The sequence below is a fragment of the uncultured Rothia sp. genome (assembly GCF_963544205.1).
Taxonomy (GTDB): Bacteria; Actinomycetota; Actinomycetes; order Actinomycetales; family Micrococcaceae; genus Rothia.
The window spans coordinates 30,535-54,258 of sequence record NZ_CAUUDY010000013.1 but is presented as its reverse complement, the minus strand read 5'-3'; the positions used below and the strand labels follow the sequence as shown (position 1 = coordinate 54,258).

The following is a 23,724-nucleotide window of genomic DNA, read 5'->3' as shown; positions in this document are numbered from 1 at the left end:
AGCGTCCCGCAGCGCGGCGACAAGGCAGAACTCATGAAGACGGTTGCCGAGAATGCGCGCCAGTCGCTGACCCTGCACAAGAGTCGCCGTGCCGGTGATTTGACCACCCGCAGCGCCTCCCTCGTGGAGCTGCAGGAGGCGCTGGAACTACCCGACCCGCTGCTGCGCATCGAGTGCTACGACATCTCGCATGTGCAGGGCACGAACGTGGTCGCCTCCATGGTCGTCTTTGAGGACGGCATGCCCGCGAAGAACGCCTATCGCACCTACAGCATTACCGGCGACGCCGCGCGCGACGATACCGCCAGCATGTACGACGTCATCACCCGCCGCTTCAAGAGGCACCTGGCACAGCAGGCGGAACGCGACGCCGCGCCCGTGCACTCCGGCGAGATTGACGCCTCCACGCCCGAGCCTGCAAAGTTCGCCTACCCGCCGAACCTCGTGCTCGTGGACGGCGGCCCGCCTCAGGTGGCTGCCGCCTCCGCCGCGCTGAGCGACCTGGGCATTACGGATGTGTACGTTGCCGGCATCGCTAAGCGCCTGGAGGAACTGTGGCTGCCGGACGACGACTACCCGGTCGTGCTGCCGCGCACCTCGCAGGCGCTGTACTTGGTGCAGCGCATCCGCGATGAGGCGCACCGTTTCGCCATTACTTTTCATCGGTCTAAGCGCGGTAAGGCGATGGTCGCCTCCGCCCTGGATGAGGTGCCCGGTCTGGGCGAGGTGAAGCGCGCCGCGCTGATTAAGCATTTCGGGTCGGTGGCTCAGATTAGGCAGGCGAGCGCCGAGGAGCTGACGGAGGTGCCGGGTATTGGTCCGGCGTTGGCTCAGAAGATTCTGGCGGCGCTGACCTAAGCGGCGCTGACCTAAGCATCTGGTGGCGCCGCGTGAAATCCCGCCCGGGGTATGAACGTAGCACCCCGCCTCGTAATAGCGCTTAACAAACGTGTCATAATTGAAGGAAACCGTCATCATTACGAGCGCGCTATCTTCGCGCGCCCTCAACCAGTAGAGTGGAAACCGTGAGTAATAACCATCTGCGCCTATTCACCAGCGAGTCGGTGACTGAAGGCCACCCCGATAAGATTTGTGACCAGATTTCTGACGCCATCCTTGACGGCATCATCGCCCAGGATCCCGCAGCGAACGTTGCTGTGGAGACCATGGTAACCACCGGGCAGGTGCACGTTGCCGGTGAGGTGACCACCTCCAGCTACGTCGAAATCCCCTCCATCGTGCGCGAGACCATTCTGGGTATCGGCTACGATTCCTCTACTCGCGGCTTTGACGGTGAGTTCTGCGGCGTGTCCGTGTCCATCGGCGAGCAGTCCCCGGACATTAACGCCGGCGTGTACGAGTCCCTTGAGGTTCGTCAGGGCATCGCTGCTGACGAGTACGACCGCCAGGGTGCGGGCGACCAGGGCATCATGTTCGGTTACGCTTCGAACGAGACGAACGTGCTGATGCCCGCCCCGATTTGGCTGGCGCACCGCCTCTCTGAGCGTCTGACCAAGGTCCGTAAGGACGGCCTGCTGACTGAGCTGCGCCCCGACGGCAAGACTCAGGTGACCCTCGGCTACGATTCGAACAACGTGCCTGTCTCTGTGGACACCGTCGTTGTTTCGAGCCAGCACACCGCAAGCTACGACCTGGCTGACCTGCGTGCAGACATTGAGAAGCACGTTATCGCACCGGTTCTGGGCAGCGTCGAGCTGGATTCCTCCAACGCCAAGTTCATTGTGAACCCCGCTGGCCGCTTCGTTCAGGGTGGCCCCGTGGGTGACGCGGGCCTGACCGGCCGCAAGATCATTGTGGACACCTACGGTGGTTCGGCTCGTCACGGTGGTGGCGCGTTCTCCGGTAAGGACCCGTCGAAGGTGGACCGTTCCGCAGCGTACGCAATGCGTTGGGTTGCGAAGAACATTGTGGGTGCCGGTCTTGCCGACCGCGCCGAGGTTCAGGTTGCGTACGCTATCGGCCAGGCAGCGCCGGTCGGTCTGTACGTTGAAACCTTCGGCACCGAGAAGGTCGACCCGATCAAGATTGAGAAGGCTGTGCGTGAGGTCTTCGACCTGCGCCCGCTGGCAATCATTAACGAACTGGATCTGCGCCGCCCGATCTACAAGAAGACCGCAGCTCACGGCCACTTCGGTCGCACCGAGCCGGAATTCACCTGGGAGCGCCTGAACCGCGTGGATGCACTGCGTTCGGCAGTGTCCTCTTCCTAATATCTGTCAGGGTAGAGGAGCACGCTGATTCGGGTGACTCAGAGCGGTTCTGAATCGAACTCTTCGGCACCGTTGGGTGCTCAGCAGGAATCCCTGCAACAGCTTGACCTGTTGCAGGGATTTCCTGCTCTTCGTGATGCCCTGATCCCGGCTACCCCGGAGCCGGTGAATGTTGCCGCCGAGCTGGAGGCGAGCGGTGTGCCGAACCCTGTGGCGCGTGTGCGTGTGGATAGCACTCTGCCGCAGGTGGACCGCACCTTTGATTACCGTGTGCCCGCTGAGCTGAGTGAGGATGCGGTGCCAGGCGCTCGCGTGCGCGTGCTGTTCAACGGTCACGAGCTGACCGGTTACATTGAGGAGCGCGCCGCCACGACCGATTGGACGCGCACCTCGCTGCTGCCGCTCAAGTCGGTGCTGTCGCGGGTGCCCTCTGTTGCGCCCGAAATTTTTGCGCTTGCTGAGGCGCTTGCTGACCGTTACGCCTCCACGGTGGCGAACGTGTTGCGCCTGGCGGTGCCGCCGCGTATTGCCGCCCTGGATAAGAAGTACGCGCCTCTGTTGCCGGGATACGAGTCGGCGTATTTGGGCGAGCCTGCTCGGGTCAATGCCCCCGAAAATAGTGCGGAGGATGCCTCCGAGAACGACTCCGAGAGCGCTGCTTCTGAGCATACGGAACCCGAGTCTTCTGCCGCCTCCGCTACCTCCGCTCATACCGACCCGTACGCTTGGCTTGCCATCCCCGGCGCACCCGCACCCTTCGTACTGGACCCGCCGGCGCTGAACCCGGACGCGCCGGATGCCGCCTCCGTCTTCTCCGATTACGAGAACGGTGCGGAGTTCATTGAGGATGTTGCCGCCGGTGCTGCAACCCGCGCTGTGATGACGGTTCTTCCCGGCCACCTGGAGCACACGTGGGCGGATGTTCTCGCGACCGCGCTCGCGGCGGCTGCTACGAGTGGTCGCGGCGCTATTGCGGTGGTTCCGACCGCTAAGAATCTGGATCTTCTGGAGGCGGCGCTCGCCGAGCGTCTGCCCGCTGATTCGTTTGTGCGTTTGAGTTCTGATTCGACTCCGCATACTCGCTATCACGGGTTTGTGAAGGCACGTTTGGGTCGGGTTCCGGTGGTGATTGGCACCCGCGCTGCCGCGTATGCGCCGGTGGCGAACTTGGGTCTGGTGGTGTGCTGGGATGATGGCGATTCCTCGCTGGTGGAGCAGCGCGCCCCCTATTGTCATGCCCGTGATGTGTTGCTTCTGCGTGCTTCGGCTGAGAATACTGCGGTGCTGTTTGCCGGGTTCAGCATGAGTAGTGAGGCGGCGCGTCTGGTGCGTACCCGCTGGGCGTCTCATGTGCGTGCACCGCGTGCGCTGGTGCGTGAGTATTCGCCGCGTATTTTTTCGACGGGTTCGGAGTTTGAGTTGGCGCGTGACCCGTTGGCGGCGATGGCGCGTATTCCGCATCTGGCGTTTGAGCATGCTCGTCGGGCGTTGGCGCGTGGTCCTGTGTTGGTGCAGGTGGCGCGTAGCGGCTATATTCCGTCGTTTTCGTGTGAGCGTTGCCGCATGCCGGCGCGTTGTGGCGAGTGTAGCGGGCCCCTGTCGGTGGCTTCGGGTTCGTCGGTTCCGTCGTGTTCGTGGTGCGGCCATTTGGCGCAGCAGTGGCGTTGTTCTGAGTGTGGTTTTACGCATTGGCGTTATTCGGCGGCGGGTGCGACTCGTACGGCTGAGGAGCTGGGTCGTGCGTTCCCGAATGTTCCGGTGATTTCTTCGGCGGGTGACCATGTGCGGGCTTCGGTTGGTCCTGAGCCTGCGTTGGTGGTGGCGACTCCGGGTGCTGAGCCGGTGGCTTTTGGCGGCTATGCGGCGGCGCTGTTGTTGGATGCCGATAAGATGCTTCGTTTTGATTCGTTGCGTGCCCCGGAGGCGGCGTTGCGTCGCTGGTTGAACGCGGCGGCGCTGGTTCGCCCGGCGGCGCTTGAGGGTACGGTGGTGACGACTGCTTCGCCGTCGCCGGTGGAGCAGGCGCTGGTGCGTTGGGATCCGGCGTGGTTTGCTCGCCAGGAGCTGGAGGAGCGCGCTCAGACGGGTCTGCCTCCGGCGGTTCGTACGGCTGCGGTGACCGGTGCGGAGGCGGATGTTCGCGCCTTCATGGAGGAGTTCTTGGGCTCTTCTGCGCTGGATGAGCGCGTGCGTGAGCAGCTGCGTATTGTGGGTCCGGTTCCTCTGGATCAGGGGTATTTTGCCTGGTCGGAGTCTCTTGTTGAGGATTCTGAGGAGGCGCCGGTGCAAGGCGATTGGCGTACCCTGATGTTCTTCTCGTATGGCATTGCCCAGCAGGTGACCCGTGAGTTGCGTGCTACGCGTGCAACGATTTCGGCGTTGAAGAAGAACGTGGGGGAGCGGCCGGTGCAGATTCGTTGTGACGGCCTGGACGTGCTGTAATTTTCTAGTCGTGCTGTAGTGTTCTAGTGAGGGGCAGGTTTGTCCCGGGTTGGGCATTGGCACGCGGGTTTGCGGGCGCGTTGTGCGCAGAGGAGGTGAGAGGCGTGTCGAAGGTGCCTCATCTGCTGAAGGGTAGTGCGCTGCCTGATGGTGAGCAGCGGCGGCTGGCTGAGTATGCTTCTGCGCATCCGAAGAGTGCCCTGCACCGCAAGGGTCAGCATCATGATGCGGCGGTGCTGCTGGTTCACGGTATCGGCTACCAGAATCACGGTGAGACGCTCGCGTATTTTGGCAAGCCGGTGGCGCATAGTGTGCAGACCCTGTTGGCGCTGAACACTGATTCTGTCGCGCTCTCGGAAGGGAACCCCGCTGCGGAGGCTTCTGCGCGGGTTCGTGTTGAGGTGATTCCTGACGGCGATACCCTCCCGCCTGCCGCTGAGGTGAGCCCGCTGAGCCACCATAGCGAGTTGACGTATTCGTTGACGATTGAGCGCACGGAGTACCCTGCCGACCCGGTTGAGGAAAGCCCGGAGGCTGAAGAGAGCTCCGCGCAGGAAGAACCCGCCGAAGCCTCCGAAGCCAAAGAATCTACAAGAATCAGTCTGTCGAAAGTTGAACTTCCGAAGGTGGAGCTGCCCAAAGTGGAGTTACCCAAGGTGGAACTGCCTAAAGTGGAGCTCCCTAAGATTGATCTGCCGAAAATTGAGCTTCCCAAGGTAGAGCTCCCGAACATCGATTTCTCGAACATCGAGCTGCCTAATCTTGAGCTTCCGCGCCTGCCTCAGCCGAAGCCGCGCCCGGTTCGCACGGTCACTCGCCGTAGCCTCCTCTTTCAGGAGGGTTTCTGGCGACCCAGACATTACCGCCCATTGAAGGAACATTTGCCCTGGTTGGCGACGGTTTTGCCGCTGTTTTTGATGTTCTGCTTCTACTATGAGCGCCCCGGCGTAACCTGGCGTGAGCGTGCCGGGCACCTACTGCGTTCTACGGCTCGATTCGTGAACGTGGCGCTGTGGCTGGTGCTGGCGGCGATGGCTGTGATGACGTTCCGTGATGCTTTTGTGGCGTCGCTGGGCACTCCGCAGGGTGCGTTTACAGGTCTTGCGGCAGTGCTCGGCCTGTGTATTGTGGGCTGGGTTTTGGCTCGTCGTGCCCGTGAGCTGTGGGCGCTGGTGAAGGCTATTCCTACGCAGCTGATTCAGACGGCGACCAGCCCGGACTCGCGCGATTTGGAGCGTATTTATGCGCGTCTGGATCGTCAGCTGGACGATTTGAGTTCCCGTAGCGATGCGGTGGGTATTATTGCTCATTCGCAGGGCGGCTACCTGGGGTATGAGCTGCTACGTCGTCGTGCGGCGGCGGGTAAGAAGCCGATTCGTTTCTTCTACGGCCTGGGTAGCGGTGTGGTTCCGATTAGCATTATCGCTAGTGACCGCAACGACATTCCTGCGCCCCTGGACGCTGCGGGCGGCTACCGTAACCGCGCAATGCTGCTGTGGGTGAGCGCGGTCGCGGCGTTCTCCTGGTTGGCGGAGGTTACCCTGCTGTTTAGCCCGTACCGTTCGCTACTGCATCATGCGATGCTGGTTCCGCTGACGTTGAGCGTGGTGCCGCTGGTGGCGAGCGTGCCGGGCACTTTGAAGGGGCGGGTGCGTATTGTCCGCAAGGCAACCGCCTCCTCAAAAATCTCTGCAACTACCTCCGCAAACACCCCGGCGGATGTGCGCCTGGTGAACCCGTACGGCACGCGCGCCTACGTGAAGTGGCTGATTCCGCTGCTCTTCGTGCACGGCGTTTTCATGCTGTACGCGGTGTTCATGCTACTGCTGGCTCAGTCGCGTGTTGAAGGTGCTGTCCCTGAGCTAACGCCCGCCTCGGTGGTGGTGTGGTGCGTGCTGATTCTGGCGCTCATGATGTCGGTGCGTAGCGCCTGCCACCTGTATGTGCGCGTCTACGCGCCGATGCTGCAGGGCCTTGATGTGGCTGACCGGTGCGAGATTTCCGCTCGTGGTGACAGTATCGGCAGGTCGAATATTACCCAGCCTGTCGGTGTGGACGTCAGCTTTGTGACTCTGCCGGGCCCGTCGGTGAATAGTCACATGCAGTATTTTGACGCGTGCTCGCCGGTGCCGTTGATGCTTTCGCACCGCCTGGTGCCGCACATGATGCCGGCGGGGGAGCAGGCGCAGAAGGCGGAGGCTTTCACCGATATTGGCGCGGAGCTGAACCGTGGTTTTGCGCGGGTGAAGAAGCTGATGCGCACCACGCATTACGGGCTGTATGCGGTGCTTCTGCTGATGCTGTCGGTGCTGCTGAATGTGGCGTCGCCGGCGGGTGCATCGGCGTTGACGTGGCTTGATGCTTCGCACCTGCATTCGGAGAGCTTCGACCGTTTGGCGGCGGGGGCTCAGCAGCTGCGTGAGCAGGCGGGTTCTTCGGATCTGCTGCTGTGGATTCTGGTCGGAATTTTTGTGGTGGAGGCGCTACTGGTGATGGTGCTTTCGCCGTGGACTCAGCGGCGTTTGCAGCGTGCATTCATGATGCGCAAGGTGGACCGCACGGGTCGGCTCAGTGAGTTCAATCCTCTGCCGATGGTGACGACTCTTCTGGGTCTTGACGGTGAGGATGAGGATGCTGAGGATGCTGGGGATGATAGTCCTGTGTCGGAGAAAAAACGTGAGAGTAAAGCAGGCGAGAGCGCTGTAGTATAGGGTGCTTTAGCGGTGCCGTCGGAAGGTCACTTTCAGTATTTTTATGCATTCGTGTGCACCTAAAATTTGCTGGGGTTTGGGCGGTTCTATTTGGTGTAGCCACCGTATTCACGGTAAAGTATTCAGCACTGCGGATACTATTTCGGCGCTTGTCGAGGTGGTATTGGCGGTATCTATCACTCAACTTCGCGCACGCTTCACAACCGTGCGCACCAACGAAAGATGAATACTGGTGACTCAGACTATGATTACCCCCGCATACGAACCTGCATGCGGCGGGTCTGCTTCTGTACACAATTACGGCGTCATGCACCCGGACCCCGTGTTGCTTTCCGATATGACCAGCGCAGAGCGAGGAGCTGTTTACCGCTACTTGGCGCGCTTCGCTGAGCTGGATGACGCAAAGATTTTCTACGCGTACGGTCACGCTTATGAGCTGGCCCGTAAGGATGCCGAGCGCGGTCTCTACGCAACTATGGCGTAGCCGCATCATTAGTTTTTAGAAATGCTGCTGCACTCTTTGTGAGTGCGGCAGCATTTCTACTTTTCGGGCTGGCTTCCGGGCGGGTTTTTAGCTCGGTTTTTAGTTCGGTTTTTAGTTCGGTTGGGAACTTGGTGGTCATATACCGCTATGATGCCCCTGATTTCTTCCTGACAACCGGGGACGCGTCCACTATGGGGGAGTTCCCCGATGGTTCTTGAACATCGGTTAGCTCTTGGGTAGTTTAGAGGTATCACAACCACTACTGCGAAGAGACTTCCGGTGATTTCCGTAGGTTCTTTTCGCGGTGTTACCTCCGGTGGCGTCTGCATTGTTGCGGCGCTCCACTAAGAAACGCCCTAAGGAAAGGTGCTCACCGATGAGCTTTACCAATATCACCTCTGATTACGAGCCCGAGTTCGGCAATTCGGCGCCGAGCCGCGATAACGGCATTACTCACCCGGATGCTGTTCTGCTGTCCTCGATGACGAAGGCTCAGCGTGGCGCGGTGTGCCGCTACCTGGCTCGTTTTGCTGAGCTGGATGACGCGAAGATTTTCTACGCGTACGGTCACGCGGATGAGCTGGCTGCGAAGGAAGCGGCTCGTACCGGTAGTTTTGCTGCGGTCTAAGGGTTCCTGCTCCGGTGTGACGCGGTGAGGCTACGCCTTCCGGATGCGCCCTCAGGGTGCCCGAGCTCTGCGAGGGCGGGTTCCCTGCGTCGGCGCGGAGGAAGTGTGTAGCGAGCCGCCACTGTACATCGTTGCGGCAAGCCGCCCTTGCATACCGCCACTGTGCGCCGCATACGCCACCCGGTGCGCACGAATTGAATACGAGAATGCCGCCGCACCCTCCCGAGTTTCGGGGGAGTGCGGCGGCATTTCTGTACCCAGCGCCGTAATTTAGCGCTGCGCTGTATATACTGCGCACGCTTTAGAGTCTGCGCTTTAGAGCCCGCGCACGACCTCCAGCAGTTTGAGCGCCGAGTCGCGCCATGAGTAGCGGCGCACATCCGACAGGCCGTCAATAATCACGCGCTCGCGAACGGCGGGGTCCTCCAGGGAGCGGATAGCCTTGACCCAGTCGGCGGCGTGCGCCTCCGGGGCACCGTCAACCGGAGCGAACACGGCGTGCGGCGCAATCTCACGGAAAATCGGGATGTCACTAATCACCGCGGGGCATCCGGCAGCCTGCGCCTCAACCACGGGCAGGCCGTAACCCTCCTCGCGGGAGGCAGTCACCAGAGCATGCGCCTGGCGGAGCAGCTGCTGGTACTCCTCATCGCTCACGCCGTTGTGCACCTCCACGTTCTCACCGATGAGGCGCTCATCGGTGAGCTGCACCAGACGCTGAGGCGGCATCTTCGACAGCAGGTGCAGGCGGTAATCCGGCAGCGAGCGCATCGCCAGCAGCAGGGTTTCCACGTTCTTGTACGGCATGAACGAACCCATGTACACCAGGTGCTTGACGGGCTGCTCCTCGCGGGTGGTGGCGCGTTCCAGCGCGGTCTGGCGGGAGACCACGCTGCCGGGTTGCGGGGCGTTGGGCACCACGAACAGCGGCTTGGTGGTCAGCTCGTGCTCACGAATCAGCGAGGCGGTCGACTCAGAAACCGTCACCACCGCGTCGCCGTGATTGAGCAGGAAACGCTGCGGGGTGTAGGTCTTGTGGAAGAGTCGCCAGCCCACGCGCACTGGTGCGGGCAGGAACCCAGGCGGGGTCGGGTGCGAGTAGTAAATCAGGTCGTGCAAGGTGAGAATCAGCTTGAACTTGCGTCCGGTGGAGCCGATGGTCTGCATGGGGGAGAACACCACGTCCGGCGCGTACTTGTTCAGCTGCAGCGAGGCGGTCGGTTCGAGCGGGCCGGTGGGCGAGCAGATCTTCACGTGCGGCAGGTCGGGTAGCATGTCCAGCTGACGTTCGTCGCTAATGATCATGGTGAGGTCGAGGTCGGCGGCGGCTTCGTCACCGGCGTCGATGAGGGTTTTGAGCGCGTCCAGTAGGGATGCGGTGTAGCGGCTGATGCCGTCGTGGAAGCCGATACGGGTGTATCGGGCGTCAACCATGAGTTTCATGTTGGTTCCTTCTGTTCGTTCCCTTAGTGGTCGGCGGCGAAATCGGCGATGAGTTCCGCCGCGAGGCGAGGGGTTTCGTAGTGGATGAGGTGCCCGACTTCGGGGATCATGTCCAGGCGCTCGCGGGCGCCGGTCGCAGAATCAGGCAAGTTGCGGGAAGTCAGCGTCGCATACATGGCGCGAGCCGTTTCGGGGGTGCCCAGGTCGTCGTCTTCGGCGACGAGCATCTGCACCGGCACCCGGATGGCGGCGGCGTATTCGGCGGCGGTGTGCGTAATGGACGCTTCGTAGGCGCTGAGCACTCCGCGGCGGGAGCCGAAGGAGCCGAAGTAGGCGGCGTGCTGGCCGTTGATGAAGCGGCGCATTGCCTTGTCTTTGGTGCGCATCATGACTTCGCTGGAGGCGCGGGTAATCAGCTGCGAGCGCAGCAGTGGGTAGCCGATTTTTTCGGGCAGTGCCGCGCCGGCGCGGTAGTAGAGGGAAGCAAGACGCGAGGCGACGCGCTGGCTACCTTCAAGGGCGGGCTCGCTAATGGGGTTGATGAGCGAAAGCAGCGCGAGCGAGTTCGGGTGTGCGGCGGCGAAGGCGCTGGTGACGATGGAGCCGAAGGAGTGGCCGACCACGTGCAGCGGCAGGCGCTGTGCATCCTCCCGTGCGGGGTTCGTGTGCTCCACGAAGTCGTTCAGCCACGCCACGTACGCGTCGATGCTGTCCTCGCCCAGGGTGTTTTCGGGCAGGTCTGCGGAGCGGCCAAAGCCGGGCAGGTCGGGGCTGATGATGCTGACGTTCGGGATGAGCTTCAGCAGGTAGTTCGCGATGATTTCCAGGCCGTGGTGGTCGCCACGGAAGCCGTGCACGAGTAGCACGGGGTAGGAGCCTTCGGGGAAGAGCCCAGCGTTCATGCCTTTGCCGTACTGCCAGTAGCGGGTCATGACCGCCTGCGCGCCGTCACCAATGAGGGCGTCGTGGCGGGTGCCGGGAATGAGCGGGCCGGGCACGCCCTCAAGAACTGAGGTGTTGGGGGAGTCCGGGGTAACGGTGGAGGTCATGGGTACCTTTCGCGGGTTGGGTACTGGGACGGCTAAGTCCCGTTCTTAATTCTAGGGGAGAAGCCTGAAAGGGCTCTGAAACTTCTCTGGCGCATCGTCAGCTGGGCGGGTGGTGCCGTCCATTTGGTAGTCGAGGCGGCCTCAACTCTGGCGCGGTGCGGGTTTCGCGTTACACTTGGAGGGTTAAGTTTTTATCAACCTGTCTTTATTTAAGGAATCGCTGTGTCTGCTCAGGTAGAGACCGAACGCAACGAAAATGCGTACGACTTCCGCGCTATGGAAGCCAAGTGGCGCCCCTACTGGGACGAAACGAAGGTTTTCCAGCCCACCGGTGACGCCCCCAAGGGCCGCAAGTATGTGCTGGATATGTTCCCGTACCCCTCCGGTGACCTTCACATGGGTCACGCGGAGGCATTCGCTATTGGTGACATGAACGCCCGCTACTTCAAGCAGTGCGGCTACGATGTTCTGCACCCGATTGGCTGGGACTCCTTCGGCCTGCCCGCTGAGAACGCAGCCATTAAGAACGACACTCACCCCAAGGAGTGGACGTACAAGAACATTGAGACTCAGGCTGAGTCCTTCAAGCGTTACGCTATTGCTGTTGACTGGAGCCGCCGCTTGCACACTTCGGACCCCGAGTACTACAAGTGGACTCAGTGGCTGTTCGAGCAGTTCTACAAGAAGGGCCTGGCGTACCGCAAGGACTCCATGGTCAACTGGTGCCCCAAGGACCAGACCGTGCTCGCGAACGAGCAGGTTGTCAACGGTGCGTGTGAGCGTTGTGGTACTACCGTGACTAAGAAGTCCCTGAACCAGTGGTACTTCAAGATCACTGATTACGCACAGCAGCTGCTGGACGACATGGAGCAGCTGGAGGGCAAGTGGCCCGACCGCGTGCTGCTCATGCAGCGCAACTGGATTGGTCGTTCTGAGGGTGCTGAGGTTCGCTTCGAGATTGAGGCGACCGAGGACCAGGCTGCCGAGTCCTTCACCGTGTTCACCACCCGCCCGGACACCCTGTATGGTGCGACCTTCATCGTGGTTGCTGCGGATGCGGCATTCGCCGAGCAGATTGTGGCACCCGAGCACAAGGCTGCCCTGGAGCAGTACCGCGAAGACATTAAGGCACTGAGCGATATTGACCGCCAGTCCTCCGACCGCGAGAAGACCGGCGTGTTCACCGGCCGCTACGCAATCAACCCGCTGACCGGCGCGAAGCTGCCCGTCTGGGCTTCTGACTACGTGCTCGCTGACTACGGTACCGGCGCGATTATGGCTGTGCCCGCGCACGACCAGCGCGACCTCGAGTTCGCCCTGAAGTTCGACCTGCCCATCGTGAAGGTTCTGGACGTTGAGGGCGCTGAGGATCCTGCAACCAGCGGTGTTGCTGCAGCTGGTGACGGCGTGCTCATCAACTCCGGTGAGCTGACCGGCCTGCCGAAGACTGAGGCAATTGCTAAGGCTATTGAGCTGGTTGAGGCTGCCGGCACCGGTGAGGGCAAGGTCATTTACCGTCTGCGTGACTGGCTGCTGTCCCGTCAGCGTTTCTGGGGTACCCCCATTCCGGTGATTCACTGTGAGGATTGTGGCGAGGTTCTGGTCCCCGAGGATCAGCTGCCGGTGCTGCTGCCCGATAACCTGCGCGGTGAGCAGCTGGCTCCTAAGGGCCAGTCGCCTCTTGCCGCTGCCGATGACTGGGCGATTGTGCCCTGCCCGAAGTGTGGCAAGCAGGCTCGTCGCGACTCGGACACCATGGACACCTTCGTGGATTCCTCCTGGTACTTCCTGCGTTACGTTTCCCCGAACTACGACAAGGCTCCTTTCGACCCGCAGGCTATGAGCGAGTGGGGTGCCGTCGATATGTACGTTGGCGGTGTGGAGCACGCTATTCTGCACCTGCTGTACGCACGCTTCTTCACCAAGGTTGTTCGCGACCTGGGCCTGATCAAGCACGATGAGCCGTTCAAGGCGCTCATGAACCAGGGTCAGGTGCTCAACGGTGGCAAGGCAATGTCCAAGTCGTTGGGTAACGGCGTGAACCTGGGCGAGCAGCTCGATAAGTTCGGTGTGGACGCTATCCGTACCACCATGATTTTCGCGTCCCCGCCCGAGGATGACGTGGACTGGGCGGATGTTTCCCCGGCTGGTTCGCAGAAGTTCCTGGCTCGCGCATGGCGTGTGGCTCAGGACATCACCAGCGAACCCGGTGTTGACGCAACCGCCGGTGACCTGGAGTTGCAGAAGCTGATTGCTCGCACCGTGCACGAGGTTCAGGGCCTGCTGGATAACGGCAAGTTCAACGTGGTTGTCGCTAAGACCATGGAGCTTGTGAACGCTACCCGTAAGGCTATTGACTCCGGTGCTGGTGCGGCTGACCCGGCTGTCCGTAAGGCTGCTGAGACCATCGCGATTCTGCTGTCGCTGTACGCACCCTACACCGCTGAGGACATGTGGCACGCTCTCGGTCACGACACCCCGGTTCTGACCGCGGGCTTCCCCGAGGTTGATCCGGCTCTGCTGGTGGATGGCACCGTCACCGCTATCGTGCAGATTAAGGGCAAGGTCAAGGCTCGCCTGGAGGTTGCGAAGGATATTTCCGAGCAGGAGCTTCAGGAACTGGCTCTGGCTGATGCCGCTGTTCAGCGTTCGATTGGTGACGCCGAGATCCGCAAGGTGATTGTGCGTGCGCCTAAGCTCGTGAACATCGTGATCTAAGCTTCTTAGATAAAGTGCAAGCCCCGCTGTGGCTTCGGTTCGTTCAACGGAACGAACCCGGAGGCGCGGCGGGGCTTTGCTGTACTGCACTAGTGATGAGTGCCATAATGTTCAGGGAACGCTAGGAGAGGGTTCGTCGTCGAATGAAGCACTGACGAACCGGAAGAAGGGTCGGAATATGGAGCGAGAAAACAAAGCAGAGAACCGCATTGCCGTGGTGACCGATAGCGCCGCCGCCCTCGACCCGGAGCTCGTGCAACGCCTGAGCGCTCGCGGCAATTTCGTGATGGTTCCGATGCCGGTGACCATTCGCACGCCCGGTGAGCCGGATCGTCAGCTGCAGGATTTGACCGTCGCTGAGGTGGACGAGGCGATTATGCTCGCGCACGTGATGGGTCAGACGGTGAGCACTTCCGGGCCCGCGCCGGGTGTGTTTGCTGATGTGTATGACGAGCTGGCGTCGCGAGGTTTTACGCATGTGGTGTCGGTGCACCTGTCCGGCGAGCTCTCGGGCACGGTGGAGGCGGCACGCACCGGCGCCCGCCTGAGTCGCCTGGGTTCTACGGGCGTGAGCGTGGTGGATAGCCGCACGGTCGCGGGTGCCTACGGTCATGCGGTGGTGCGTGCCTTGGAGGTGCTGAACTCTGCATCCGCCGGCGCGAGTGTTGAGGACCTGAGCCCTGCGTATCCAACCCCCGCGCAGCTGGTGGACTACATTCAGTCTATTTGTGAGCAGTCCACGCTCTACTTCTATATCCCGACCCTGGATGCCTTGCGCCGCGGTGGCCGTGTTTCCCCGGCGTTGGCGATGGTGGGTCAGATGTTCCAGATTAAGCCGATTGGCACGATTACCGAGGGCAAGCTGGCGTATGTGGAGCGCCCCCGCACTGCGGCGCGCGCTCTGGAGCGCCTGGTGGAGGTGACCGTGCAGACCTGCCGTGAGCATCGGCATGCGGCGGCACTCAGCTCTGCTTCAGGGGGCTCTGTCGCCGCCGACCCCGCTAGTTATTCGCTTGCCGCATCCCCGCGCGGTGAGGTGGTTGCGGTGCATCATGTGGGCAATGCGGCGCAGGCGGTGCAGCTGTGTGAGCAGGTTCAGCAGATGCTGGGGGAGAGCTCCCTAGTTCATGATGCCGCCGCTTCTTCGGCGCCAGAGTTTTTGGTGAGCGCGCTACCGCCGGTGCTGTCGGCTCATTCGGGTTTGGGTGCTGTGGCGCTGGTCGTTTATTAGGCTGGTTGTTTATTAGGATCCTTGTACTAGCCGCCTGTTCGGTGTGCTCAAAGTTCGTCCCGTGTAACATGTCCCCGCGCCGCGGGCGACACGAAACACGACACGAAAACTGTGCCCCGGGGGAGTTTTTAACCCGTTTTAAGGCTGTGGTGTGTCTTACGTTGGGGTCGTCTGTTTTCGCGTGAGAATTTGCACTGCCCGTGAGTTCACGGGGCCTCTTTGAAAGCCATTCGCAAGTGAAAGGGTATTTTTTACCCTCACATTTTGCCTTGATACGGCGCGGTTTTTAGCAAATGTGCGTTTCATGTGTGTTTATGTTGCCGTGACCGTATCGCAACATTTTCTAAGGGTGAACACAACGCAAACCAACAGAAAACAACGGGTTTTTGCCGGTTTTTATGGCGCAACTCACAAAAATTTCTCGATAGAACACACCAAAACACACACAAACTAGGGTAGGATTGTTACCAACAACGGCGGAACGCACCGGGCAACATAGAGCACGGACGAATCCGACTAAACCAGAGCCCACAAGGCATCGGATTTGTACACCGCCACCAACGCACTGACAAGGAGATACTCCAGTGACTGTACGCGTAGCAATCAACGGCTTCGGCCGCATCGGCCGCACCTTCTTCCGCGCAGCTCAGACCGAGGGCGTCGGCTTCGAGATCGTCGCGATCAACGACCTCACCGATGTTGAGACCCTGGCACACCTGCTCAAGTACGACTCCATCATGGGTCGCTTCAACGCAGAGGTCGAGGTCAAGGAAGGCGCACTGGTTGTTGACGGCAAGGAAATCAAGATCCTCGCTGAGCGCGACCCCCAGAACCTCCCCTGGAAGGACCTGGGCGTTGACGTAGTCCTCGAGTCCACCGGTTTCTTCACCGAAGGTAGCAAGGCAAAGGCACACATCGAGGCTGGCGCTAAGAAGGTTATCCTCTCCGCTCCCGGTAAGAACATCGACGGCACCTTCGTCATGGGCGTGAACGACGACCAGTACGATGCAGCTAACCACCACATCGTCTCCAACGCATCCTGCACCACCAACTGCCTCGCTCCGATGGCTAAGGTCCTGAACGACGCATTCGGCATCAAGCAGGGTCTGATGACCACCATCCACGCATACACCGCTGACCAGCGTCTGCAGGATGCTCCCCACCGCGACCTGCGCCGTGCACGCGCAGCAGCTGTGAACATGGTCCCCACCTCCACCGGTGCAGCAGCAGCTGTTGGCCTGGTTCTGCCCGAGCTGAAGGGTAAGCTGGACGGCTTCGCAGTCCGCGTTCCCACCATCACCGGCTCCATCACCGACCTGACCTTCACCGCTGAGCGCGAGGTCACCGTTGAGGAAGTCAACGCAGCAGTCAAGGCAGCAGCTGAGGGCCCCATGAAGGGCATCATCAAGTACAACGAGGATCCCATCGTGTCCAAGGACATCGAGGGTGAGCCCATCTCCACCGTCTTCGACGCACCGCTGACCAAGGTCATCGGCGACCAGGTGAAGGTTATCGCTTGGTACGACAACGAGTACGGCTACGTTGCACGCCTCGTGATGTTCACCAACAAGGTTGTGGCATCCCTCTAAGCCCCAATAGGCTTACGACGCTCACCGAGTGTAAGCGTCACCCCGCGTAACTAACGCATAGTGAACCCCGGCACCACCGCATCAAGCGGGGGAGTCGGGGTTTGCTGTACCAAGACTCTTTTGTAAGGGTCTTGAATAAACCTCTTAAAAACGTATAAACATACTATTTTCCGTCGCTCTTTTGGGTCAAAAATACCGTAAGAAAATAGGTTTTATGGAGTGCGAATATCCGCTATATTCTGCGGAAAAACACCATATAAAAGCTATTTTTTAGGCTGTCAATCACCCTAATGTTCGGTATGATGGAAACGGTATATAAACCCACCTATCCAGGAGGAATTCCTATGGCTAAGGCACTGTCCGAACTGCTCGAAGAAGGCGTCGCAGGCCGCTACGTTCTCGTTCGTTCCGACCTGAACGTACCCCTGAAGGACGGCGTTGTCACCGACGACGGCCGCGTCCGCGCATCCCTGCCCGTCATTGAGAAGCTTGCCAAGGCTGGCGCACGCGTTATCGTGACCGCACACCTGGGCCGCCCCAAGGGCAAGGTCGACCCCCAGTACTCCATCGCACCGGCAGCTGCACGCTTGGCTGAGCTGGCATCCGTGCCCGTGAAGGTTGCAACCGACCTGGTAGGCGAGGACGCAAAGGCTAAGGCAGCAGCTCTGGCTGACGGCGAAGTTCTGGTTGTTGAGAACGTCCGCTACGATGCACGCGAGACCTCCAAGGACGACGCAGAGCGCGGCGAATTCGCTGACGAGCTGGTCGCACTGACCGGCGAGAACGGCGCATACGTGAACGACGCATTCGGTGCAGTTCACCGCAAGCACGCTTCTGTCTACGACGTTGCTAAGCGCCTGCCCGCATACCTGGGTGACCTGGTGAAGAAGGAAGTTGACGTTCTGGCTAAGACCCTGAACGACCCCGAGCGTCCCTTCGTTGTGGTCATGGGTGGCGCTAAGGTTTCCGATAAGCTCGCCGTGATTGACAACCTGATTGGTAAGGCTGACACCATCCTCATTGGTGGCGGTATGGGCTACACCTTCGCATACGCACAGGGCTACGAGGTTGGCCAGTCGCTGCTGGAGAAGGACCAGGTCGACAACGTTCTGCGTTACCTGAAGGAAGCTCCGGAGAAGGGCACCGAGATCATCACCGCAGTGGATGTTGTCTGGTCTGACGCATTCTCCGCTGACGCTAACACCGAGATTCGCCCGATTGAGGACCTGACCGGCGGCAAGCTGGGTGCAGAGGCTGAGGGCCTGGACATTGGCCCCAAGACCGCTGAGATTTTCGCTGAGAAGATCAAGGGTGCAAAGACCATCTTCTGGAACGGCCCCGTTGGCGTGTTCGAGATTGCTCCCTTCGCTGAGGGTACCCGCGCGGTGGCACAGGCTATCGTCGACTCTGACGCGTTCTCCATCATTGGTGGTGGCGACTCCGCATCTGCAGTCCGTAACCTGGGCTTCAAGGATGAGCAGTTCGGCCACATCTCCACCGGTGGTGGCGCTTCCCTCGAGTACATTGAGGGTAAGACCCTGCCCGGCCTGGAGGCACTGGGCGCCTAATCTGGGTGCACAGATTTAGTACACGGTTTTAGTGTAGGGAACCCCCGTCGGGGCGGTACTTCGGTACCGTTCCGGCGGGGGTTTCTGCATGCCCGCTCATGCCCGGATAGTCCTGCGCGGGCAGGGGGCTGTTTCCTGGCTATATGCTGTGGATTCCCTATATGTGCGGCCTGTATCCGGGAGGGACAGAGGTGGCTTTACTAGACTGGAATTGTAGAGGTTCCCGCCGCTCACCGGGCGGTATCCTTGCGGTTACCGTGGGGGGAATGAAGCAGGGAGCGCACGCACCTCTACAAACAAGCAAATACAGACAAGCAAATACAGGCGGGCGAAGACGCCCAGCCGTGGAGCCCAGCTACCCGCGAGTAGCCCAGAACCACCTCGGCAGCTCGCAAACTCAGCAGCTCGTGTACTCAGTAGCTCATGAACATGGAATCCAAGGAGGGAAAGAATGCCCATAGACACTCAAGCGCTTTTTGACGAAAAAGACTACACCGGAACATACCCGTACGTTGCCGATGGCGTGATTGGGCCCTACACACCCGCAAACCGGGACCACCCCGCCTACTCGGCACCCGCCCCGGGCGTGAGGTACAGGCCGAGGCACTATGCGGCGAGGAACCTGCGCCCCTACCTGGGCTACTACTACGCCTGCCAAAACTACATGATTCTCGCCTCGGAACCGGCAGTTCTGAAGATTGACAATATCAGCGAAGAAATGTTCTTCCCCGCCATTCAGGACCTCTACGAAGAAGGTAAAGGCTGGGTCATTACCCCTAACCCCCAGATTCTGACCATGAACCTGCTGGAAGGGCAGCCGCGCCTCATCGACGAGACGCTAAAAATTGTGGAATGGAACGTGCGGTTCGATATCCTTCCCGAAGTTCGGGTGTACCGCAAAGACACGAACCAGGTGTACCCCATCACCGATTTTGATACGCGCGGCCTCATCCGTGACGGCGCAATACACGGGACTCTACGCACACAATTCACGAATGAGTGGAGGCCCGTCCAATTCATTCCAGAAAATAGCCTGAGCTAGGGGAGGGGAGAGAAGCATGACGAATAACTTTGGCGGACCCGGATATAACCGACCTGGATATAACGAGCAACGAGCGCTCATGAGGTCTGTGATCACTCGCGCCAAGTTTATACGGGCTGGCGTGTTCGCTGGTGCCGCCCTCGTCGCGGTGGCTTTTGGCTGGGGCGCTAAACTGCTCAACGGGACGGGTTCGGAGTCCCAGGCCGATAAGAAGCGTGACCAGGAATTTGTGCGCCTGGAACCCACGGAGAAGTACGATGAGCTCCGTAGCTTGGGGACCTCTTCCGGGCCGCTCGTCTATACGGCGTTTGAGCGTAAGGGCCGCTTCATTCCTGCCACCGAGGCGCAGACGGCGCAGAACGTGCCGTACCCTATTCAGCAGCCCGGAATGGATAACTACGACCGCGCCGGCCTGTACGCGTTCTTGGCGTACTACTTCGCGTCGATGAATTACTTCTACCACACGGGCGATACGGAGCCTCTTTCTAAGGTCGCGGACCCGGAAAAAGTGCTACACCCCGAGATTCTTCGCCTGTACAGGGAGAAGCGCGGGTGGGTTATTTCGGCTGACAAGAATGTGCTGAGCGCCAACGTTGTTGATGATCTTGTTGCGGGTGAAAAGGCTAAAAATACGAGCCGAAATATCCTGGTGAGCACCCTGTACACGAATAAGGCTACGAACCTCGCGTTTTATGTTCAGGAGACGGGGGAGAAGCAGGATATTCACAAATATTTGAGGTACCTGGGGCGTTTCTCGTTGGCTGTGGAGCATCTGCGCGGGCAGTGGGTGATTGTCGTTGACCGCGACGGCTACAGCAACCGCAACACCTACGAGCCGATCTACCCGCAAGGATTCGGGCAGCTGTAGCTTTCAGAAAACCGAGGAAGTGCATCCGCAGGGGAAGTCGATATGAGGCTTCCCCTGCATCCGTTTAAATGTCTACAGAACCCGCAAAATGGCAAGGGTCGAAAGAAACCAATGAACGCGGGGTGAGAATAGTCAAGGCACAGCATAAAACCGCGCCGAACCAGTGAAAATATGCCGCCAACCCTCTAAAATAGAAAAGGAAAATTCCGAACAACAACCCCGCCCGGCATACCGCGCGGGAAAGCTAAGGAGCGAACTATGTCGCGTAAGCCCCTCATCGCAGGCAACTGGAAGATGAACCTCAACCACGCAGAGGCAGTCACCCTCGTCCAGAAGCTCGCATGGACCCTCGACGACGCAAACTTCAACTTCTCCGCAACCGAAGTAGCCGTCTTCCCGCCCTTCACCGACATCCGCTCCGTGCAGACCCTCGTCGAAGGCGACAAGCTGGACATCCTCTACGGCGGCCAGGACCTCTCCGTCCACGACTCCGGCGCATACACCGGCGAAATCTCCGGCGCATTCCTCTCCAAGCTCGGCGCAACCTTCGTGCTCGTCGGCCACTCCGAGCGCCGCACCTACCACCACGAAAGCGACGAGCTGTGCGCAGCAAAGGTCCAGGCAGCATACAAGCACGGCCTGACCCCCGTCCTCTGCGTCGGTGAGCCCCTCGAAATCCGCGAAGCAGGCACCCACGTCGAGTACACCCTCGAGCAGCTGCGCGGCTCCATCGCAGGTCTGACCGCAGAGCAGGCAGAAACCCTCGTCATCGCATACGAGCCCGTCTGGGCAATCGGCACCGGCAAGGTCGCAACCGCAGACGACGCACAGGAAATGTCCGCAGCAATCCGCGCAGAAATCGCTAAGCTCTACTCCGCAGACGTTGCAGAGAAGGTCCGCGTTCTCTACGGCGGCTCCGTCAAGTCCTCCTCCGCACCCTCCATCATGGGCAAGGAAGACGTGGACGGCGTGCTCGTCGGCGGCGCATCCCTGCAGGCTGACGAATTCGCAGCAATCGCACGCTTCGACGCATAAAACCCCGACGCACCACAGCGTCTCATAGCGTTACAGCGCCCGGCGGGTACCCACCCGACCGGGCGCTGAACCATTTAACCGCCACCGGAGATAGCGGTGGGTATAAGAGCCGGGGGTAAGAGCCGGGAGTAGGAGTCAGACGTAAGAGGCGGGGGAGAAGAGCCGGGCGCGTTCGCCCCTAACCGCAAAACCCACCCAGAATACGCCAACCCCGCGGTTCGCCCCGTACACTTAACGGCATGTTCAGCTTTGGTTTTTCCCTGGTCATCGCAGCCCTCGTCGGCATGATTCTCTACAGCTACCTGCGCAACCGCAAAGTGAGTGCCCCGCGCCTACCCGGCAATGACGGCGGCAACATCGGCTACGCGGGCGGCGCAGAATACCAGGAACCCTCGCCCGAATACCAGTACTTCGAGAGCCGCCGAGAAGCATTCCTCGACCAGCTCTACAGCCGCACCTCCTCACCGGAAATCCCCGTCACCCTCACCCTGCGCGACTGGGTAGACCAGGGCTTCTACGCTGAAGGAGGCGCCTACTGGGCTGCCGCGCAGCAGTTCACTTACTACCTCATCGACGGCGGGTACGTGCGCGCCTACGACACCGAAGGCGACGAACTCACCGCCCAGCGTGTACTCACCGACCGCCCCGCAGCCCTGCAGCTGACCCCCAGCGAATACCAGCGCCGCAGCAACCGCGCCGCGTAAAAAGCCGCCTCAACGTGACCGGACGGCGGCCGTAGCGTATAGTTAAAACCGTCTGTCTGCGCCCCGCAGCCCAGGCACCCCACCAGAAGACAACGAAGGAAGGTCCCCATGGACGTCATCATGAACGTACTCATGGTCATCATCGCCATCACCAGCGTGATCGCAGTGATGCTTGTGCTGCTCAACCGCGGTCAGGGCGGCGGCCTCTCCGACATGTTCGGCGGCGGTATGACCAACTCCCTGAACTCCTCCGGTATGGCATCAAAGAACCTGATCCGCCTGACCGTCACCGTGATCGTTATCTGGGTTATCGCAGTGGTCCTGTACGGCCTGGCAATGCGCTTCAACGGCCAGATTGTCGTCTAGCCAGAGCCTTATTAGAGCCTTCTAGACAGGGCACACGCCCACCCCATTGAGGGTGAGCGACAAGAGCCTCTCCCCGGCATTTCTCAACCGAGAATGCCGGGGATTTTTTATGCACCAAACGGCAATGACGAAAGCGGTAGCGGGGCGCGAATCTTTCCGGCATGATAGGACGTATACACCACATACGAAAGGCAAAGAAGCCATGAGCGCCTACACCCTCGACTACACGTACACCGCACCGTCAGCCCTCATCGACGGTGCCGACTCCCGCGCGCTCAGCCTCGCCACCAGCGGCGGCAGCACCCCCGAAGGTGCCGCCTCCCACCCGTACTTCTTCTCCGGGTTCCTCGAACGAGCGGACGTCTACGCCACCGCACTACTGGTCGTCGCCAGGGTCGCCCGCACCCGCTTCTACGTGCCGCCCAGCTCCCTCGCCGGAGCCCTACGCGCCGCAGACCCCGTCGTCACCAGCACCGCCGAAGGCCTACGCTTCGAATCGTTCAGCGCCTGCTGCGGAGTGTACGCGCGCCTTGACGTTGACTCCAGCGCACTCGACGCCAGCCACAGCGCCGTAGGTGTCACCAACGTAGACGTCAACCCGCCCCTGCGCGCCGCGCTCGCCTCCCTGCGGGCGGGGGAGCCCATCCACCTGAACGTTGGCGACGACGGGCTGCTCACCACCACCCTTGACGGCTCCGTCATGGAAGAAAAAGTGCCGCTGCCGATTCGCTGGCTCAAGGGCTTTGCAGAAACGCAGATGCTCTCATCCCGCATGAGCCCCGTGCACAGCCTGGACGCTGCCGCCGCCCGAACCTTCATCCACTCCCTGCCGCGTAACTCCAGCACCAAGGCGGTCCTGTGGGCAACCCGTGCCGTGCGTTCCCTGCGCCTCGCCACCCGCGCCACCGCCGGATCCGTATGCGTGGCGGGCCCCGAGCGTCTGCGCGTGCTTGAACCGCTCATCCGCCACATTCAGCGCCTGGACGCATACAGTGAGCCCGTGACCGCCGGTAACGCGCCCGTGCCCAGCGTGTGGGTGGCGCACCTGCCCGGCGCGCGCCTGAGCATTGGTCTGAGCCCCGAAAAGTCACGCGGGTTCTCCGGTGAGGGATCCGTGCTGCAGGCGCTGTCTAACCCGAACACCGCCCAGAACGCTGACATGCTCAGTGTGTTGCTTTCCTTCGAGCCGCGCATTGACGTGCCCGTCATGTCTGCCCGCGCAGGCCTGGATGAGGCGGCAACCCGCGATGCCCTCGCCCTGCTGGCTTCCTCTGGCCAGGTTGGTTTTGACGCGCATGCTGGCGAGTATTTCCACCGCCCGCTGCCCGTGCATCCGGAGGCGCTGACCGCCATGCACCCGCGCCTGGTCGGCGCGAAAAAGCTTGCCGACTCCGGCGCTATTGAGCGGGTCGGGGCGGGGGAGCACGGCACCGGCGAGTACAGTGTGCGCAGCGGCGCAAATACGTACACCGTGGTGCTGCCCGCCGACCCGTACGCCGTGGAGGGGTACCTCTGCTCCTGCCCCTGGTGGTTGAAGTACCGAGGCACCCGCGGCCCCTGCAAGCACGCGCTGGCGGTCAGCATTCTCTACCGCAAACACGCCGCCGGCTAGACA

General features: G+C 60.8%; 18 protein-coding genes. 16 read left to right on the top strand and 2 right to left on the bottom strand.

Annotated features, from left to right (window positions below):
* From RWZ58_RS07100 to RWZ58_RS07075, 6 genes are all read left to right on the top strand, one after another.
* Positions 1-858: helix-hairpin-helix domain-containing protein (locus RWZ58_RS07100; protein WP_314658151.1), on the top strand; the 858-nt coding region annotated here is incomplete at its 5' end.
* Positions 859-1,025: 167 nt separating this feature from the next.
* Positions 1,026-2,231 (top strand): methionine adenosyltransferase, encoded by a 1,206-nt coding sequence (gene metK, locus RWZ58_RS07095; RefSeq protein ID WP_005506182.1) that lies wholly within the window; start codon positions 1,026-1,028, stop codon positions 2,229-2,231.
* 33 nt (positions 2,232-2,264) lie between these two features.
* Entirely contained in the window at positions 2,265-4,673 is a 2,409-nt protein-coding gene (locus RWZ58_RS07090; protein WP_314658150.1) for a primosomal protein N', read from the top strand.
* 104 nt (positions 4,674-4,777) lie between these two features.
* Positions 4,778-7,384: an aconitase gene (locus tag RWZ58_RS07085; RefSeq protein ID WP_314658149.1), complete on the top strand. Its 2,607-nt coding sequence runs from the start codon at positions 4,778-4,780 to the stop codon at positions 7,382-7,384.
* A gap of 232 nt (positions 7,385-7,616) precedes the next feature.
* Entirely contained in the window at positions 7,617-7,868 is a 252-nt protein-coding gene (locus tag RWZ58_RS07080; RefSeq protein ID WP_044143859.1) for a hypothetical protein, read from the top strand.
* A gap of 376 nt (positions 7,869-8,244) precedes the next feature.
* Complete coding sequence (locus RWZ58_RS07075) at positions 8,245-8,496, top strand: DNA mismatch repair protein (protein ID WP_314658148.1); 252 nt, start codon at positions 8,245-8,247, stop codon at positions 8,494-8,496.
* A gap of 315 nt (positions 8,497-8,811) precedes the next feature.
* On the opposite strand, the gene RWZ58_RS07070 is transcribed toward RWZ58_RS07075, so the two are convergent.
* Positions 8,812-9,939, bottom strand: coding sequence for a glycosyltransferase family 1 protein (locus tag RWZ58_RS07070; RefSeq protein WP_314658147.1), 1,128 nt, complete (start codon positions 9,937-9,939; stop codon positions 8,812-8,814).
* Positions 9,940-9,962: 23 nt separating this feature from the next.
* The gene (locus tag RWZ58_RS07065; RefSeq protein WP_314658146.1) at positions 9,963-10,988 is read right to left on the bottom strand and encodes an alpha/beta hydrolase; all 1,026 of its coding nucleotides are present in this window, start codon (positions 10,986-10,988) and stop codon (positions 9,963-9,965) included.
* Positions 10,989-11,204: 216 nt separating this feature from the next.
* Here RWZ58_RS07065 and leuS point away from each other — a divergent pair, with 216 nt between their 5' ends.
* The 10 genes from leuS (at position 11,205) to RWZ58_RS07015 (ending at position 23,721) form a co-directional block, all read left to right on the top strand.
* Positions 11,205-13,706, top strand: a complete 2,502-nt coding sequence (leuS, locus tag RWZ58_RS07060) for a leucine--tRNA ligase (protein WP_399549610.1) — start codon at positions 11,205-11,207, stop codon at positions 13,704-13,706.
* A 178-nt stretch (positions 13,707-13,884) separates the two neighbouring features.
* Entirely contained in the window at positions 13,885-14,937 is a 1,053-nt protein-coding gene (locus RWZ58_RS07055) for a DegV family protein (protein WP_314658144.1), read from the top strand.
* Between the two features lie 584 nt (positions 14,938-15,521).
* On the top strand, positions 15,522-16,526 hold the full coding sequence (gene gap / locus RWZ58_RS07050) for a type I glyceraldehyde-3-phosphate dehydrogenase (RefSeq protein WP_005506148.1): 1,005 nt from the start codon (positions 15,522-15,524) through the stop codon (positions 16,524-16,526).
* Between the two features lie 344 nt (positions 16,527-16,870).
* Positions 16,871-18,094 carry a phosphoglycerate kinase gene (locus tag RWZ58_RS07045; protein WP_314658143.1) on the top strand — a complete coding sequence of 408 codons (1,224 nt, stop codon included), beginning with the start codon at positions 16,871-16,873 and terminating at the stop codon, positions 18,092-18,094.
* A 451-nt stretch (positions 18,095-18,545) separates the two neighbouring features.
* Complete coding sequence (locus RWZ58_RS07040; RefSeq protein WP_314658142.1) at positions 18,546-19,136, top strand: DUF6318 family protein; 591 nt, start codon at positions 18,546-18,548, stop codon at positions 19,134-19,136.
* A 79-nt stretch (positions 19,137-19,215) separates the two neighbouring features.
* A complete protein-coding gene (locus RWZ58_RS07035) occupies positions 19,216-20,004 on the top strand; it encodes a DUF6318 family protein (RefSeq protein ID WP_314658141.1) in 789 nt (262 codons plus the stop codon).
* 258 nt (positions 20,005-20,262) lie between these two features.
* Positions 20,263-21,039 (top strand): triose-phosphate isomerase, encoded by a 777-nt coding sequence (gene tpiA, locus RWZ58_RS07030; RefSeq protein ID WP_005509126.1) that lies wholly within the window; start codon positions 20,263-20,265, stop codon positions 21,037-21,039.
* Positions 21,040-21,278: 239 nt separating this feature from the next.
* Entirely contained in the window at positions 21,279-21,743 is a 465-nt protein-coding gene (locus RWZ58_RS07025) for a hypothetical protein (protein WP_044143857.1), read from the top strand.
* 108 nt (positions 21,744-21,851) lie between these two features.
* Positions 21,852-22,109 (top strand): preprotein translocase subunit SecG, encoded by a 258-nt coding sequence (secG, locus tag RWZ58_RS07020; RefSeq protein WP_005506130.1) that lies wholly within the window; start codon positions 21,852-21,854, stop codon positions 22,107-22,109.
* A 202-nt stretch (positions 22,110-22,311) separates the two neighbouring features.
* On the top strand, positions 22,312-23,721 hold the full coding sequence (locus RWZ58_RS07015) for an SWIM zinc finger family protein (protein ID WP_314658140.1): 1,410 nt from the start codon (positions 22,312-22,314) through the stop codon (positions 23,719-23,721).
* The last annotated feature ends 3 nt before the right edge of the window (positions 23,722-23,724 follow it).